Origin of the sequence: Paenibacillus sp. FSL K6-1217 (assembly GCF_045040735.1) — a bacterium.
Taxonomy (GTDB): Bacteria; Bacillota; Bacilli; order Paenibacillales; family Paenibacillaceae; genus Paenibacillus_AQ.
Genome location: NZ_CP150271.1, coordinates 6,906,189 through 6,921,730 on the forward strand (window position 1 = coordinate 6,906,189; position 15,542 = coordinate 6,921,730).

Genomic DNA, 15,542 nt, shown 5'->3' on the forward strand with positions numbered 1-15,542 from the left:
ATGAGGGCCATCCTTACGCGGGCAGCCGCTGTGATTCAGCTGAGGAAGTTCATGGGCGTTCTGGCGGTGTGGGTCATCACACTCTTCTACGTGCTGTTTCAGGGCGGCAAAACCTCGTTCATGCTGTTCGTCATGGTCTCTGTTCTCATTCTGTACCTGTTCATTGGCGGTTTGGAAGGGGTCCGGCGGGCCAGAGGCACACGCAGCTTCTATTCCGAACAGGACAAGCCGGATCTGCTCTACGCCGGGGGCTATCTGCGGGTCAAGCTGGAAGTGACGATTCCGGGTTTTCTGCCCTTGCCCTACGTGATTGTAAGAGAAATTCTGAAGCGCCACAACGGAGAATCCTGGGTGTTCGAGGAGAGCCTGATTCCGAACATGGGCGGACGGGGCGAGCTGCTGTTCCAGACACCGCTGCTGGAGCGGGGCCGTTATTCTTTTGAGAATACGGATATTCTCAGCGAGGACATCTTCGGTCTGATGGAGCATAAGGGGACCTTCAAGGCAGAAGGCCAATTCCGGGTGATGCCCCGGGCGGTGGTGGTGCCGCGCTGGCAGCTGTATGAGCGCAAGGCGCGCCTGTCGGGGCCGCAGGTATCGCTGCTTCAATCCCGGCGCGAGACTACGCAGATTAACGGTGTGCGTGATTATGTCTACGGCGACCGGCTGACGCGCATTCACTGGAATGCAACGGCGAAGACCGGCGAGTGGAAATCCAAGGAGTTCGAGCATGAATCCGTTCCCAGAACCATTCTGGTGCTGGACGGCAGCTCCGGCGGTTATTATAACTCTGCACAATTTGAGCTGGCGGTCTCGATCACCGCTTCCCTTCTCGGCTTCGGCATCCGGGAGCGGATCGGCATCGGCCTGTGCTGTCTGGATAAGCATAATAAGGTGTTCAGTCCGGCGGAAGGCAATGCCGAGCGGCAAAAGATGATTCAGTATCTGATAGACATCAACGCGGAAGGCAAGGGGCCGCTGATCCAGAGACTGGAGAGTGTCCAGCGGATGTTCCCCAAGGGGTCGTATTTCGTACTGATCAGTCCGCAAAGCGGCAGGGTGGTGCTGGATACGCTGCGCTGGGCGGAGAACCGGGGGATGACCCCTTCCCATATTCATGTTCTTCATCCTTCCGGGAAATACCGGGCCGGAGAGTGGCAGAATATTCTGCACTCCCATGGAATGTCCGGACACAGCATCAGCACACTTCAGGAGCTTCCTGCGGTACTTGGAGGTGATTCTGTCCGATGAAGCACTGGTTTCAGGCCATAAGATCCTCTTGGCATCACGGGCTGACGCTGCTGTGGCTGAGCATTATCGCTATGCAGTGGGTCTCCTACACGGTGCCCTTCTGGCTGCAGGAGACCACCGTCTCGGTGGCGTTAACCCTGCTGGCCGTTACAGTTATTGAAATCATTTTTCCGTTCAAAAGAGTGTACCGCATTCTGCTGGAAGGCGCGGCAGTGGTATTTATTGTATACAACGTTATCACCAGTTACGAGATTTACATGCCCGATCCGCTACTGCCGGCATTTTTTGACCGCCTGCCCGGGTTAGTGGTATCGATGACTCCCTATCTCTGGTTTGTACTGGGAGCCTGGGCGCTGCTGCTTGTATCCGCCTGGTGGGTGAACGGCAAGGCGCGGATTCTGATGTTCGTCGCGGCGAATATCACAGCCTTCGCGGCGCTGGATTCATTCACGACAGCGGTAATGTGGCAGGAGGTCGCCTGGACGGTCTTTGCCGGTATGGGCTGGCTGGTCACGCGGCATCTGAGGAACTTCCAGGTTCATTATCCCCGGGGCTGGAGCTATATGCTGAGGTATCCTGTGAAGGTTGCCTTGAATATAGCGATTATTTTCTCGCTGGTCATCCTTGCGGGGGTTAACATGCCTGGCGTGCGTCCAACCTTGACCGACCCTTATACCGCCTGGCAAAAGTGGAACGGTAACGCCGTCTCTTCTAGACCCTCCTCCGGAAGCGGGGACAGTGAAAGCGGCGGGTCAGGGGCGAACGGGACGACCTCGGGCTATAGCCTGAACGATGACAACCTTGGCGGGGGCTTCAACTTCGATTACTCGCCGGTCATGCAGGTGACCTCCGATCTGCGCACCTATATGCGCGGCGAGATCCGCAGCGTGTATTCGGGAAAAGGCTGGACAGACGATGATACCTCCGGCCGGGGAGCGCATAACGAGGTACAGGTAGGCGAGCCGCTGGAACGCGCGGTGGCCCCCAAGACGGAGACGCGTACACTCAAGCAGACCGTCAAACTGCTTGGGGGGAACAGCTATCCGGTTCTGTTCGGCGGCTATTCGATCTCGGGCGTAGATTCGGTGGACGGGCAGGAACAGAGCAACGGCTTGTCCTGGCGGAGTAAAGACAGTGAGCTGCTGTGGAATCCCGGAGGCAAAACAAGGGCGTATCCGCAGACCTATGTGGTAACCTCGGAGGTGCCTATCGTTCCCCTGAAGGAACTGAGCGTGCAGACCTTCGAGCAGCTCTACGGGAACAAGAATATCGACCCGCAGTATCTTCAGCTCCCGGATAACTATCCCGAGCGGGTGAGTGCGCTGGCCAAGGAGATTACGGCGCGGGCGCAGACGCCTTACGAGAAGACGATCCTGCTGCAGCAGTATCTGCAGGCGACCTTCCCCTATACGAATCAGCCGGATACCTCCCGGGCCAGAAGCAAGGACATGGTCGAGAGCTTCCTGTTTGAGATCAGGGAAGGATACTGCGATTACTATTCCACAGCGCTTGTCACCATGGCGAGGTCACTGGATATACCGGCCCGCTGGGTGAAGGGCTATGCTCCCGGAGAGCAGGCCGAGATTCCGGACAGCGTAATGCTTCAGCAGGGCGCAACCGGTTATGTGAATAATAACTATACAATTACCAATGCAGACGCCCATTCCTGGGCCGAGATCTATTTCGGCGACTACGGATGGGTTCCTGTAGAAGCGACACCCGGCTTCGATGTTCCGGTGCTGACGCAGAGTGAGCAGGATGATCCGGTCCAGCCTGAAGTTCAGGAAGAGGAGCCGGAGGAGCTTGAACCGGCGGCAGCAGGCCAGAAGGACACAGATTCCGGCTTCCACGCCGGTACCTGGGCCGTGGCTGGAGCTGCGGCTGTACTTCTGCTCTGGACCCTATTCCTGATCTGGCAGCGCCGGCTGAGCCTGCGCTTCCTGATTACCCGTATGCGGATCGGGGGCCAGCCGACTCCGGCGCAAAAAGTTGTCGCCGAAACAGAGCGCTGGGTAAGGTATGCGCGCGGGAAGGGTATGCTGAAGAAAGAGCATGAAACCCTGCGCGAATCCGTGGCACGGTGGAGCCTGGAAAGGCCGCAATCTGCGGGCAGCCTTGCTGCACTGCTCAAGATGTTCGAGCGGGCGAATTACAGCCCTGAGGTTATTGAAGACAAAGACTGGCACAGCGTGTATACTGAAGCTTTGCGGCTGCGAAAAAGCATGAAGTCCGGCAAGTAATGCTCCCTGGTGACAGAATATTGCCGGACCTGGCTTTTTGCAGTCCTATCGAGCCGGGTTACAAGTTTCCTGTATGAAAATGAGGTGAAGGTATTGTTTGAAAGATTAGTCCCCAAGCTCAGGGTAAATACGGTGTTTGATATCGGTCTGGAGGAGCTGTACCGCCAAGGATACCGCGGAATCATAACCGATCTGGATAATACGCTGGTCGGCGCCAAGGCGCCGCTGGCTACTCCTGAGCTGCTGCTCTGGTTCGCGAAGGTGAAGGAGCTGGGCTTCAAGCTTGTGATTGTATCCAACAACAATATGGACCGGGTGTCGCGTTTTGCCACCCCGCTGAATATTGAATTCGTACATCAGGCCAAGAAGCCCAGCAATTCGCCGTTCCTGCGGGCGATGAAGCTGATGGAGCTGGGACCGGAGCAGACGATTGTGGTCGGCGACCAGATGCTTACCGATGTATACGGCGGCAACCGGCTGGGACTGTTCACGGTACTCGTGCTGCCGATCTCCGTCAAGGATGAAGGAATAGGTACAAGAATTAACCGCAGAGTGGAGCAGATTGCCTTGACCCGCCTGCGGAAGCAAGGATTGTGGCAAGAGGAGGATAAATCTTAATGAATGCAATGAACGAGGAAACGAAACGGCCGGAGCGATGCAGCGGCTGCGGGATTAAGCTCCAGAGCACGGACAAGGAGCTTCCCGGTTATATCCCGGAGGTCGCCTTCGAACGGGAGCCGGTGATTTGCCAGCGCTGCTTCCGGATCAAGAATTACAATGAGGCCTCTTCCGTGTCGGTGAATCAGGATGAATTCCTGAAGCTGTTAAGCGGAGTAGGGGAGAAGAATGCACTGGTGATCCATATCGTGGATCTGTTTGACTTCGAAGGCAGTCTGATTTCCGGGCTGCAGCGGTTTGTCGGCAATAATCAGGTCATTCTGGCCGTGAACAAGATCGATCTGCTGCCTAAGGTAACCAACTGGAACAGACTGCGCAACTGGATGCAGCAGCGCTGTAAGGAAGAGGGGCTGCGCACAGCGGAGATCGTACTGGTCAGCGCGAAGCGTAATCAGGGCTTCGACCGTCTGCTGGAAGCCGTTACCGAGCTGCGCGGCCAGCGTGATGTGTATGTCGTCGGAGCTACCAATGTAGGCAAGTCCACCTTGATTAACCGGCTGATCTCCGATTACAGCGACCTGGAAGAGGAGCTGACGACCTCCCGTTATCCGGGCACCACCCTCGATATGGTCAAAATCCCGCTGGATGACGGCCATTCCATCATTGATACGCCGGGTATCGTGTACCCGTGGCGGTACAGCGAGCTGGTGGAGCGCAAGGATCTGGGCGCAGTAATGCCCGAGAACCCGCTTAAGCCTGCGGTCTATCAGCTGAATGAAGGCCAGTCACTGTTCTTCGGCGGACTGGGACGCTTCGACTTCATCCAGGGGGAGCGCCAGTCCTTCACCTGCTTCATCAGCGGCACCCTGAAGATTCACCGCACGAAGCTGGAGCGGGCGGATTCCCTGTATCAGGACCACCGGGGCGAGCTGCTGTCTCCGCCGGGAACTGCCGACATGGACAAGCTGCCGCAGTGGCAGCGGCATGAATTCCGCATTGCCAGGAACAGTGAGACCGATCTGTTCATCTCCGGCCTGGGCTGGATCAAGGTGAACGGTACGGCCGGAGCGGTAGTCGCTGTCCATGTGCCGCGCGGCGTTAAGGTGCTTACCCGTCCTTCACTGATCTAATAGTACAGGAGGGCGACGATTATGACTGAGACAGGCAGGAACACACAGAGTCACCGGGAGCTTCTGCTGGGCGTAATGGGCGACCCGGTTGCCCAGTCCAAATCCCCGCTTATGCACGGGGCGGCGCTTCAGGCGCTTGGTCTCTCCGGCGCTTATGTGCCGCTGCACATCACGCCGGACAAGCTGGGCGATGCGGTGCAGGCGATACGGACCCTGGGCTTCCGGGGCGTGAATGTAACGATCCCGCATAAGGTTGCGGTGATGGAGTATCTGGACCGGCTGGATGCCAGCGCCGTGGATGTCGGCGCCGTCAATACCATCGTTAATGATAATGGGGTACTGACCGGATTCAATACGGACGGCATCGGATATGTCCGCTCTCTTAAGGCGGAGGCTGTACCGGACCTTGCGGGCACCCGCATTCTGGTGATTGGAGCCGGAGGTGCGGCAAGAGGCATCGTCTCGGCGCTGCTGAAGGAGCAGCCGGAGTCGGTTCTGATTGCCAACCGCAACGCGGAGCGGGCCCGTCAGCTGGCGGACAGCTTCGCCAGCAGAGGAGCCGTGGCCGGAGCGGGAATGGAGAGCGTTCCCTCCATTATCGGCGGCATGGATATCGTGATCAATACGACCTCGGTAGGCATGTATCCGCATATGGAGGATATGCCGGTCGATCCGGCCGGGCTGCATGAAGGCATGATTGTCAGCGATCTGATCTATAATCCGCTGCATACCCGGCTGCTTACGGAGAGCCTGAAGCGTGGCTGCACCATTCACGGCGGGCTGGGAATGTTCGTCTACCAGGGTGCTTACGCCCTGGAGTACTGGACGGGGCTTGTTGCTCCCGCTGAGATTATGCGGCAGACCATTGCGGATTGCCTCGGCCAGGTGCCGGGCAAATGATTTTCACTGAACAGGGTAATAATATATGTTAATTAAGGAGTTTTCACATTTATGTTAACAGGCAAACAAAAACGTTATCTGCGCTCTTTGGCCCACCATCTGGATGCTGTATTTCAGGTTGGCAAAGGCGGCGTAAACGATCATCTGATCCGTCACATTGAAGAAGCTATTGAGAAACGCGAGCTGATGAAGATCAGTGTACTGAATAACAACGCTGATGATCCCAAGGAAATTGGTGCCGCGCTTGCCGAGCAATCCGGTTCGGAGCTTGTTCAGGTTATCGGCAAGACCATCGTGCTGTACAAGGAATCACGTGACAACAAAACGATTGAGCTTCCAAGATAGGAGGTTGACCTCTTGAGAGTTGGGATAATGGGAGGAACCTTCGATCCTCTGCATATCGGCCATATGATGGCAGCAGAGACGGCGCGGGAGAGCTATGGTCTGCAGGAGGTCTGGTTCATGCCTTCGCATATTCCGCCTCATAAGCATGAGGCCGGGGCCACCGGTGAAGAGCGGCTGGCGATGGTGGAGGAAGCGGTGAAGAACCATCCTTCCTTCGGCATTCTCGATTGGGAAGTAGTCAGGGGCGGAGTGTCCTATACACTGGAGACGGTGATTGGTCTGCAGGAGGAATACCCGCAGCATGAGTTCTTTTTCATCGTAGGCGCGGATATGGTTCAGTATCTGCCCAAGTGGCAGGGAATCGAAGAGCTGGTGAAGCGGCTGACGTTCATCGGTGTCGGACGTCCGGGCACTCCGCTTGATCTGGGGCTGCTGCCGGAATTCATTGCCGGAAGAGTGCTGCTGGCGGATATGCCGCTGGTGGATATCTCTTCGACTATGCTCAGAGCCCGGGCCGCCGAAGGGAAGTCGATCCGCTATATGGTCCCGGATGCTGTGTATGAATATGTTCAAAGGAGTGGATTGTATGGAGTACAGCCGTGAAGCGCTGATTGAAGCGGTATCCGGCCAGATGCCGGACAAACGCTGGAAGCATACACTCGGTGTGATGGAGTCTGCTGTGAAGCTGGCGCAGCGCTACGGCGCTGACCCGCAGCGGGCCGAGACTGCAGCCATTCTGCATGATGTGGCCAAATATTGGCCGGTAGAACGGATGCGGGAGATCATTGAACAGAATGGATTATCCACAGAGCTTTTGAAATATGACAAGCAGCTATGGCATGCCGAGGTGGGCGCTTATACCGCCGAGCATGAGTATGGCATTCAGGATACTGAGGTACTGGACGCGATCCGATACCATACCTCGGGACGGGAGAATATGAGCCTGCTGGAGCGAATCGTCTGTCTGGCTGATTATATTGAGCCTGGACGGGATTTCCCCGGAGTCGAGGAGATCCGCAGGCTGGCGAAGTCCAGTCTGGAGGAAGGGCTGATTGCAGGTCTGGATTCCACGATCCGCGTGCTGCTGGAGAAGCGCCGGATCGTGTTTCCGCTTACGGTGCTGGCGCGTAACGATTTAGTAAGAACATTGGAGGATAAACGATGAGTGTACAATCAAGCAAGCTGCTGGAGCTGGCGTTAAACGCCGTCCAGGATAAAAAAGCAATGAATGTGGTGGCCCTCGATCTGCGCAGTGTGTCGCCGATCAGCGATTATTTCATTATCTGCCATGGTAATTCCGATACCCAGGTTCAGGCGATTGCCACTGAGGTGCGCAAGGTGGTCCATGAAGCTGGCGGGGTCATCAAAGGGATCGAAGGGATGGACGCGGCACGCTGGGTACTGATGGACCTTGGCGATGTTGTTGTCCATGTCTTCCACCGCGATGAACGTGAATACTACAATATTGAACGTCTGTGGTCAGATGCCAAGGTTGTGGAGACGGTATGAGTCTGATTGCAGGAACTACGGTTACGCTTGAAGTGATGCGGGAGGTATCCCCTTACGGATACTTCCTGAGCGCAGGCGACCAGGATATCATGCTTCATTACACCGAGCTTGTGGGCAGCAAGCCGAAGATCGGTGACAAGGTGGAGGTATTCCTCTTCTTCGATACCGAGGACCGTCCTGCCGCTACGATGAAGAAGCCTTATCTGACGCTCGGCGAGATGGCGCTGCTGGAAGTGGCCGATATTCATCCGCGGCTGGGCTGCTTCCTGGAGATGGGACTTGGACGGCAGCTGCTGCTGCCGCTCAGTGAGCTTCCCGAGCTGGTGGAGCTGCGTCCGCAGATCGGCGACAAGGTATTCGTGATTATGGAGCATGACAAGCAGGGGCGGCTGCGTGCCAAGCTGGCCGGAGAGCAGGAGCTTGCGCCGCTGGCCTTGCCTGCACCGGAATCCTGGCAGGGGCAGAGTGTCTCCGCCCGGGTGTACAAGCCGCTGCAGATGGGTACCTTCGTCTTAATAGACGCTGGTGTGCTCGGCTTCGGCGTCATCGGCATGGTCCATTCCTCGGAACGCACCCGCTTGCTGCGTCTGGGCGAAGTGATTGAGGCGCGCGTGGCGCATATCCGCGAGGATGGCCGCGTCAACCTCAGCATGGGCCACCGCAAGGAAGTGGGCCGTGATGTGGATTCGGCGGCCTTGCTGGACTTCCTGGCCTCCCGTCCGGGCGGCGGAATGCCATATTCGGATGCCACGCCTCCCGATATTATCAAGCAGCGCTTCGGCATCAGCAAATCCGCGTTCAAGCGTGCGCTCGGCAAGCTGATGAAGGAAGGGCTGGTTGTCCAGAAGGAGAGCTGGACCTATCTGGCTGCCCGCGAAGAGGAGCAGGCCGGGGCGGACAGCGATTCGGACAACCAATAGTATAGAGAAAGCGGTGGACGCAGTGTCTTCCTATGGCAAATTTGCTTATGTATACGATGAGCTTATGGCGGATATGCCGTATCCGGCTTGGCTGGACTTTGCCGAGACGGCATGGAGCAAATACGGCAAGCCGCGCACGGTAGCCGAACTTGGCTGCGGTACCGGCAGCCTGACAATTCCGCTGGCGGCGGCAGGCTATCACATGACGGGGATTGATCTCTCCTCGGATATGCTGTCCGTTGCCCAGCGCAAGCTGGAGCAGCAGCCGCAGGGACGGCGGTTTTTGCGGGAGGGCAGTGTCCTCTGGGTCAGACAGAACATGAAGGAATGGGAGCTGCCGGAGCAGGTGGATTCGGTCATATCCTTCTGTGACTGCCTGAATTATGTGCTGGAAGAGCAGGACATCCGACAGGTATTCTCCTGTACGTATGACGGGCTTAAGCCGGGCGGGACCTTCCTGTTCGATGTGCATCATCCGAACACGCTAATCCGCTATGAGGAAGAGCAGCCCTTCGTGCTGGACGAGCCGGAGGTATCCTACATCTGGACCTGTGAGCTGGATGCGCCGCGCCGGGAGATTGAGCACCACCTGTCCATCTTCGCCCGCGAAGAGGGCCGCCCGGATGTGTACCGCCGGTTCGAAGAGACCCATGCCCAGCGTGCCTATGACCCGGAGTGGATGAAGCAGGAGCTGCTGGCCGCCGGATTCAGCGATGTGTCGGTGTATGCGGACTTCAAGTGGACGTGTGCGGATGATTCCGCGGAGCGGCTGTTCTATGTGGCTGTGAAATGAAGCTGCTAAAGAGTTGGACTTGAAGCGTAATTGTCACTGCGGAGAACATTTGGACTTACGGCCGCTGTTGTCTGCAGATTTCTTGATTATATACCGCTATTCGCGGTAGAAATCCGCAGACAGCTGATGCTTCCGAAGCGAGCTTTCCTGCGGAAAGCTTTGAGGCGGACGCTACCCCTCCTACAGTTCCAAATTTCCCCTCCGTTCCTTTTTGCTTTTCGTTAAATTCTTTAGAGCTTCATATATGGTTGAGGTAGTATGGAGGTCCTTACCCGAAATTGGATAAGGGCCTTCTTTGATCTTGATATGGACCAAATGTATGCGAAATACCGAACACAATGTGCTGGTGGGAGGCGTATGGACCAATGTATGTGAAAAACAGCATACAATCGCCGCTGCTGAGGTACATGGACCAAATGTATGTGAAAAACAGCATACAATTGGAGCTGCTGAGGTACATGGACCAAATGTATGTGAAAAACAGCATACAATCGGAGCTGCTGAGGTACATGGACCAAATGTATGTGAAAAACAGCATACAATCGGAGCTGCTGAGGTACATGGACCAAATGTATGTGAAAAACAGCATACAATCGGTGCTACTGAGGTACATGGACCAAATGTATGTGAAAAACAGCATACATTCGGCGCAATGTGCTGGTGCGAAGGTGCGTGGAGCCAGGGCAATAGTGCCCTCCTTACAAAGGACGGCTAGCCGCTTCTGCTTGAATGAAATAGCAAGCCGGACCATATCCGAAGGATATGGCCCGGCCATCTTCCAAGCAGGCTTACCGGTGTTCGAACAAATCGATGGTGCCGAGTACAATATGCGCCAGACCAAATCCTAGAATGCCAGTTGCCGCGATCTTATATCTGCTCCCCAGAAAAGCTGCACTCGAAGCAGTAACTACGGTCCCCAGTACGGCTGGTATCAACCCTTCACGCATTCGAAACACTCCCTCACGGTAGTTTGAAAGACATTCGTTAGTGTGGGTTAAGGCCGGGACAATTATACTTCGAGTTTATGCCAGCGGCGGCGGGGAAGCGGCTGTCTGTTATAAACGGTCAATCGGCCACTCCCGCTATGGTCACCCGGCCGGAAGGGTCTTCGACCTCATGCACATTGTAGAGCACACGCGCCAGCAGATCCTGGCTGTAATTGCCGAAATGCTTGCCGTAGATGGTCAAGCCGCGCTTGTTGACCGGCTTGTCGGTGACGGCAATACGGAAGGTCAGCTCGCTCTTGTAATCCAGCTTAATGTCGTCCAAAGTGATGTCAGAGATGCGGCAGCCGTCAATGAAGCTGCCCTCCTGATTAATGCGGATCAGCTTCAGCATGCCATACTGGTTGAGATGGGGAGGCCACCAGTCCGGGTTGAAGGTGCCGCGCATGTCGCCGAAGTCCCCGGGGCTGGTCCAGAAGCCGATCTCGATGCCGTTCACATAGAAGTACAGATCCGAGGGGTAATTGTCGTTGAACCCGGGAGCCTCGGAGCCAATCTCCATGGAGAACTGGATTTCCCGGAAGGTCTGGTTGGCTTTGAGATAGTTGGGGATGCGGTACTCCAGGAAGCCTTCGGCCATCCAGATGATCTCAGAATCGATCCGTTGAGGATCGGCGAAGTAACGCGGCTCGTCGAAGTCCCCAATGATGCTGTCCTTGGTGGCCAGACCGCAGGTCGGAACAGCCTGATAATTACTGTAATGGCCCACCTGAATCTCGACCTCGTACAGATTATCCACATCCTTGCTCCGCAGATCCACCATCAGCTTATCCTTATTCAGGTAGCAGACCTTCTGAATTCCGTGCTTGCCTACGGCAGTATTAATCTCAATTAAGCCGCTCTCCTCCAGCTTCTTGATATGCATTGTAATCGCCCCGTTGCTGAGATTCAGCTTCTTGGCAATTTCGTTGAGATTCAGGGCCTGATTGGTCGCCAGCAGCTCAAGAATCTGGATGCGGATTTCCGAGCTGAGCGCCTTGAAGATATCAATCCCGCTCATCAGATCTTTAATATAAATCATATTTAGAATACCTTCTTCCACTGAGGTCATGAGAATCGAAACTATTTTATAAAATTATAAACTAACCCGCCCAAAAAGGAAAGTATCCTGCCTTTATTTGTAGAAAACGATTAAATTTAAGCTAAAAGTAAAAGTTAAGCTCTGTTTGTTTTATATAAACATGAATACTTAATGCACTATTAAGTCAATATTAAATGATTTTTTTCAGTAAAAAAGCAATAATTAACGTTTGATTTGAATAACTATAAAAAGATTTATACTTTTATATTTACACTCCACTTTATATATGCTATTTTATACCTGTAAGCGAATACATTCTATTGTTTCTCAATTATTTAATTAAAGTGTGAAACATAGCACAACATGCGGTAGCTTGAACTAACAGAGCCGGTGAGGTTCCCTAGTTCTTCTATATAGATTGTATCAATCGAGTTGCTCAGCAAATCCTAGGAGGGGTTACAGTGTTAAAGAAAAAGGGCTGGTTCACACTGCTGTCGTTAGTTCTGATGGTATCGGTTGTACTTACAGGCTGCGGCGGGAAGAACAATGCATCGTCCGGGGGCAATAGCGGAAGCGAAGCTACGGCGAATGCAGGCAGCAAGGATTCCAAGGAAACCAAGAATCTTACGTTCATGTTCCGCGGGGGAACCGATGAGCAGAAGGCTTATGAAGGTGTTGTGAAAAAATATGAAGCCGATCATCCGAACGTCAAGGTTAAGATCGTTGTGACTGCGGCAGATCAATATGCGACTAAGCTGAAAGCCTCTATTACGGGGAACAGCGTGCCGGACGTATTTTATTTTGAATCCGGCGACCTGAAGGCTTATGTGAACAGCGGCGTGCTGCTGGACCTGACCAGCTATGTGGAGAAGAACCCTAATATTGATTTGAATAACATCTGGAAATATGGCGTGGATCTGTACCGTTACGACGGCACCATGGCCGGACAAGGCAATTTGTACGGGATGCCTAAGGACGTAGGCCCGTTCGCACTCGGATATAACAAGACCATGTTCGAAGCTGCGGGTATCCCGCTGCCGGACAAAGACAAACCGTACACCTGGGATGAATTCATCAAAGTCGCTCAGCAGCTGACGATTGACAAGGACGGGGACGGTAAGCTGGATCAATTCGGCGCAGGCTTCAACGTGCAGTGGGCCTTGCCTTCCTTCGTCTGGAGTAACGGGGCGGACTGGCTGGATGCTACCAAGACCAAGGTTACCATTGATGATCCGAAGTTTATCGAAGCCCTGCAATTCTTCACTGACATGCAGCTTAAATACGGCATTACGCCGTCCACAGAACAAGCACAGACTCTGGATACCTACCAGCGCTGGATGAAAGGTGAAATGGCCTTCTTCCCTGTAGGTCCGTGGGATATGAGCACTTATGAGAAGCTGCCTTTCGATTATGATCTGATTCCTTATCCTGCCGGCTCCACAGGCAAATCCGCAACATGGACCGGCTCACTGGGTATCGGTGCCTCCGCCAAAACCAAGCATCCCGATGAAGCCGTGGATCTGATCAATTATCTGACAGCCTCTAAGGAGGGAATGGAAGCGCTGGTGAAGGCTAAGGTGCAAATCCCGAACCTGATGGATATGGCTAAGGAATGGGCCGCTGATACTACGACCAAACCGGCGAACAAGGAAGAATTCCTCCAGGTCGTGAATGAATACGGACGGGTGCTGCCCGGCCACTACACGTACAATGCTGAATGGTATAACCTGTTCTACACGGATATCCAGCCGGTACTTGACGGTAAGGTTACCCCGGAGGAATATGTGAAGGCGGAACAGCCGAAGATGCAGAAGCTGCTGGATAAAGCGGTCGAGCAAGAGGCGAAATCCAAGAAATAAGCGGTACACCGTTCTTATCTAGCATACAAAGTGATGCTCGGTCTCCTGTAACAGCGGGCCGGCATCACTTTATTCTGAGATGAACTTGTATATATTTTGGGGACCCCGCAAAGTATCTGAATACTACTCGGAGCTGATGCATCACTTTGTGGGGAAAGTTATAGACTATCCGAATTTGAGGTGATTCTAGTGAATGTTAAGTCCAATCTGTACCGCAAGGAGAAAATCTACGGATTTCTGTTTATCCTGCCTCCGCTGCTGGGACTGCTGATCTTTACGCTCTACCCGATGATTTATTCAATCTATGGCTCATTCACGGATTGGGATGGACTCGGCCAAATGAACTTCATCGGACTTAGCAACTTCAAGGATCTGTGGTCGGATGAGCTGTTCCATAAGGCCTTATTCAATACCTTGTTCATGATGCTTGGCATTCCGATCGGCATTACGCTGGCGCTGCTGCTGGCGCTTGGGCTTAACCGGGGAGTGCCCGGGACTACAGCATTCCGGGTCATCTATTATGTTCCGGTTATTTCTTCTTTGGCCGCAGTATCGATCATGTGGAACTGGGCCTATAACGGTGATTATGGTCTCGTCAACCAGTTCCTTGATCTCTTCGGGATCAGCGGGCCGAACTGGATGGCGAATAAATATACGGTTAAGCCGGCGCTGATCATTATGGCGGTATGGAAGGGCCTCGGTTATACAATGCTGCTCTATCTGGCGGCGCTGCAGAGTGTCTCCAGATCTTATTACGAAGCGGCGGAGCTGGATGGAGCGAACGGTTTCAAGTCCTTCTGGCATATCACCTGGCCGATGGTGCGCCCGGTAACGTTTTTCATCATCGTGACCAACATTATTGGAGGATCGCAAATTTTTACCGAGATGAACATTATGACCCCTACAGGCGGACCTGAATATGCTTCAGCCTCCGTGGTATTCTACATTTGGCAAAAAGCCTTCGGCAACTTCCAGATGGGCTATGCCTCTGCTATGGCGGTATTCCTCGGCGTGTTCATATTTGTTGTGACTCTTATCCAATTCCGAATGAACGAGAAGCAATCGTTCGATGTCGATTAACCGAAGAGGGAGGAGACCATAAATATGACGAGCAGAAGAAGAGTTACCCATAGCATTATTTTTGTTCTACTTTTAATCGGCGCGGTGTTCATGATCGGCCCGCTGCTCTGGATGCTGTCCACCTCATTCAAGGATAAGCAGGATGTGTTCGCCCTGCCTCCGGTGTGGATTCCGCGGCCGTTCCATTTCGATAAATACAGTGAGATCTGGGAGGCGGGACCGCTGCTGAGCGGGATCAAGAACAGCTTGATCATCGCCGTCACGGTAACGATCGTTGGTACGTTCACCTCCAGTCTTGCGGCGTTTTCCTTTGCTAAATTGCGGTTTCCCGGTAAAAATAAAATATTCCTGCTGATGCTCTCATCCCTGATGATTCCGTATCCGGCAGTCATGATTCCGCAGTTCTTCATGTTCTCGAAGCTGGGCTGGATTGACACGCTGCTGCCGCTGATTGTGCCGGGCTTATTCGGTAATATCGTCATGATCTTCTTCCTGCGGCAGTATCTGAGCAGTGTGCCGAATGCGATTATCGAAGCGGCCAAAATCGACGGAAGCTCGTATTTCCGCCTGTACAGCTCCATCACCTTCCCGCTGATCAAGCCGGCGGTGGCTGCACAGCTGATTCTGTGGTTCATGGGTATCTGGAACGACTACCTGTCTCCGATTATCTATCTGAATTCACCGGAGAAGCAGACCCTCCAGCTGGTTATCGCCAACTTCAATGCGACCTATGCGATCCAGACGGACTACCCGCTGATTATGGCGGCTTCGATTATTGCCCTGCTGCCGATGCTGATTATCTTCCTTGTTTTCCAAAAGCAAATTATTGAATCTGTTGCCATCTCTGGAGTGAAGGGCTGACAGAGACAAGA

General features: G+C 54.0%; 17 protein-coding genes. 15 read left to right on the plus strand and 2 right to left on the minus strand.

The window, feature by feature from the left end; all coding sequences use genetic code 11:
• The 12 genes from MHH28_RS30405 to MHH28_RS30460 all read left to right on the plus strand — a co-directional run bounded on the left by MHH28_RS30405 (window position 1) and on the right by MHH28_RS30460 (window position 10,421).
• On the plus strand, window positions 1-1,251 hold the full coding sequence (locus tag MHH28_RS30405) for a DUF58 domain-containing protein (protein WP_405108971.1): 1,251 nt from the start codon (window positions 1-3) through the stop codon (window positions 1,249-1,251).
• On the plus strand, window positions 1,248-3,491 hold the full coding sequence (locus MHH28_RS30410) for a transglutaminase family protein (protein WP_405108974.1): 2,244 nt from the start codon (window positions 1,248-1,250) through the stop codon (window positions 3,489-3,491). Before MHH28_RS30405 ends, MHH28_RS30410 begins: the two co-directional genes overlap by 4 nt.
• Before the next feature lie 93 nt (window positions 3,492-3,584).
• Window positions 3,585-4,109: a YqeG family HAD IIIA-type phosphatase gene (locus tag MHH28_RS30415; RefSeq protein WP_405108977.1), complete on the plus strand. Its 525-nt coding sequence runs from the start codon at window positions 3,585-3,587 to the stop codon at window positions 4,107-4,109.
• 8 nt (window positions 4,110-4,117) lie between these two features.
• Complete coding sequence (yqeH, locus tag MHH28_RS30420; protein ID WP_405117331.1) at window positions 4,118-5,239, plus strand: ribosome biogenesis GTPase YqeH; 1,122 nt, start codon at window positions 4,118-4,120, stop codon at window positions 5,237-5,239.
• Window positions 5,240-5,260: 21 nt separating this feature from the next.
• Window positions 5,261-6,139 carry a shikimate dehydrogenase gene (gene aroE / locus MHH28_RS30425; RefSeq protein WP_405108980.1) on the plus strand — a complete coding sequence of 293 codons (879 nt, stop codon included), beginning with the start codon at window positions 5,261-5,263 and terminating at the stop codon, window positions 6,137-6,139.
• A 51-nt stretch (window positions 6,140-6,190) separates the two neighbouring features.
• Window positions 6,191-6,484, plus strand: coding sequence for a ribosome assembly RNA-binding protein YhbY (gene yhbY, locus MHH28_RS30430; protein WP_036697934.1), 294 nt, complete (start codon window positions 6,191-6,193; stop codon window positions 6,482-6,484).
• Window positions 6,485-6,496: 12 nt separating this feature from the next.
• Window positions 6,497-7,087: a nicotinate-nucleotide adenylyltransferase gene (locus tag MHH28_RS30435; protein WP_405108984.1), complete on the plus strand. Its 591-nt coding sequence runs from the start codon at window positions 6,497-6,499 to the stop codon at window positions 7,085-7,087.
• Complete coding sequence (gene yqeK / locus MHH28_RS30440) at window positions 7,071-7,649, plus strand: bis(5'-nucleosyl)-tetraphosphatase (symmetrical) YqeK (RefSeq protein ID WP_405108988.1); 579 nt, start codon at window positions 7,071-7,073, stop codon at window positions 7,647-7,649. The genes MHH28_RS30435 and yqeK overlap by 17 nt, the downstream gene beginning before the upstream one ends.
• Window positions 7,646-7,993, plus strand: coding sequence for a ribosome silencing factor (rsfS, locus tag MHH28_RS30445; protein ID WP_405108991.1), 348 nt, complete (start codon window positions 7,646-7,648; stop codon window positions 7,991-7,993). Before yqeK ends, rsfS begins: the two co-directional genes overlap by 4 nt.
• Entirely contained in the window at window positions 7,990-8,913 is a 924-nt protein-coding gene (locus tag MHH28_RS30450) for a S1 RNA-binding domain-containing protein (protein ID WP_405108994.1), read from the plus strand. The genes rsfS and MHH28_RS30450 overlap by 4 nt, the downstream gene beginning before the upstream one ends.
• A gap of 22 nt (window positions 8,914-8,935) precedes the next feature.
• A complete protein-coding gene (locus tag MHH28_RS30455; protein ID WP_405117333.1) occupies window positions 8,936-9,706 on the plus strand; it encodes a class I SAM-dependent DNA methyltransferase in 771 nt (256 codons plus the stop codon).
• Between the two features lie 319 nt (window positions 9,707-10,025).
• A complete protein-coding gene (locus MHH28_RS30460; RefSeq protein ID WP_405108997.1) occupies window positions 10,026-10,421 on the plus strand; it encodes a hypothetical protein in 396 nt (131 codons plus the stop codon).
• A 73-nt stretch (window positions 10,422-10,494) separates the two neighbouring features.
• Here MHH28_RS30460 and MHH28_RS30465 read toward each other — a convergent pair whose 3' ends face one another.
• The gene (locus tag MHH28_RS30465; protein WP_036697952.1) at window positions 10,495-10,653 is read right to left on the minus strand and encodes a hypothetical protein; all 159 of its coding nucleotides are present in this window, start codon (window positions 10,651-10,653) and stop codon (window positions 10,495-10,497) included.
• A gap of 118 nt (window positions 10,654-10,771) precedes the next feature.
• Window positions 10,772-11,731 (minus strand): ArsR/SmtB family transcription factor, encoded by a 960-nt coding sequence (locus tag MHH28_RS30470; protein WP_405108999.1) that lies wholly within the window; start codon window positions 11,729-11,731, stop codon window positions 10,772-10,774.
• Between the two features lie 461 nt (window positions 11,732-12,192).
• Here MHH28_RS30470 and MHH28_RS30475 point away from each other — a divergent pair, with 461 nt between their 5' ends.
• The 3 genes from MHH28_RS30475 to MHH28_RS30485 all read left to right on the plus strand — a co-directional run bounded on the left by MHH28_RS30475 (window position 12,193) and on the right by MHH28_RS30485 (window position 15,531).
• Window positions 12,193-13,590 carry a sugar ABC transporter substrate-binding protein gene (locus tag MHH28_RS30475; protein ID WP_341187654.1) on the plus strand — a complete coding sequence of 466 codons (1,398 nt, stop codon included), beginning with the start codon at window positions 12,193-12,195 and terminating at the stop codon, window positions 13,588-13,590.
• Between the two features lie 189 nt (window positions 13,591-13,779).
• Window positions 13,780-14,670 carry a carbohydrate ABC transporter permease gene (locus MHH28_RS30480; protein WP_076155493.1) on the plus strand — a complete coding sequence of 297 codons (891 nt, stop codon included), beginning with the start codon at window positions 13,780-13,782 and terminating at the stop codon, window positions 14,668-14,670.
• A 24-nt stretch (window positions 14,671-14,694) separates the two neighbouring features.
• Window positions 14,695-15,531: a carbohydrate ABC transporter permease gene (locus tag MHH28_RS30485; RefSeq protein WP_076155496.1), complete on the plus strand. Its 837-nt coding sequence runs from the start codon at window positions 14,695-14,697 to the stop codon at window positions 15,529-15,531.
• The last annotated feature ends 11 nt before the right edge of the window (window positions 15,532-15,542 follow it).

Bases quoted from the DNA above. Each gene is read 5' to 3' on its own strand.
- MHH28_RS30485 (WP_076155496.1), top strand. From the start codon at position 14,695: ATGACGAGCAGAAGAAGAGTTACCCATAGCATTATTTTTGTTCTACTT.
- yqeH (WP_405117331.1), top strand. From the start codon at position 4,118: ATGAACGAGGAAACGAAACGGCCGGAGCGATGCAGCGGCTGCGGGATT.
- yhbY (WP_036697934.1), top strand. From the start codon at position 6,191: ATGTTAACAGGCAAACAAAAACGTTATCTGCGCTCTTTGGCCCACCAT.
- MHH28_RS30460 (WP_405108997.1), top strand. From the start codon at position 10,026: ATGCGAAATACCGAACACAATGTGCTGGTGGGAGGCGTATGGACCAAT.
- rsfS (WP_405108991.1), top strand. From the start codon at position 7,646: ATGAGTGTACAATCAAGCAAGCTGCTGGAGCTGGCGTTAAACGCCGTC.
- MHH28_RS30405 (WP_405108971.1), top strand. From the start codon at position 1: ATGAGGGCCATCCTTACGCGGGCAGCCGCTGTGATTCAGCTGAGGAAG.
- aroE (WP_405108980.1), top strand. From the start codon at position 5,261: ATGACTGAGACAGGCAGGAACACACAGAGTCACCGGGAGCTTCTGCTG.
- MHH28_RS30470 (WP_405108999.1), bottom strand. From the start codon at position 11,731: ATGATTTATATTAAAGATCTGATGAGCGGGATTGATATCTTCAAGGCG.
- yqeK (WP_405108988.1), top strand. From the start codon at position 7,071: ATGGAGTACAGCCGTGAAGCGCTGATTGAAGCGGTATCCGGCCAGATG.
- MHH28_RS30450 (WP_405108994.1), top strand. From the start codon at position 7,990: ATGAGTCTGATTGCAGGAACTACGGTTACGCTTGAAGTGATGCGGGAG.
- MHH28_RS30410 (WP_405108974.1), top strand. From the start codon at position 1,248: ATGAAGCACTGGTTTCAGGCCATAAGATCCTCTTGGCATCACGGGCTG.
- MHH28_RS30465 (WP_036697952.1), bottom strand. From the start codon at position 10,653: ATGCGTGAAGGGTTGATACCAGCCGTACTGGGGACCGTAGTTACTGCT.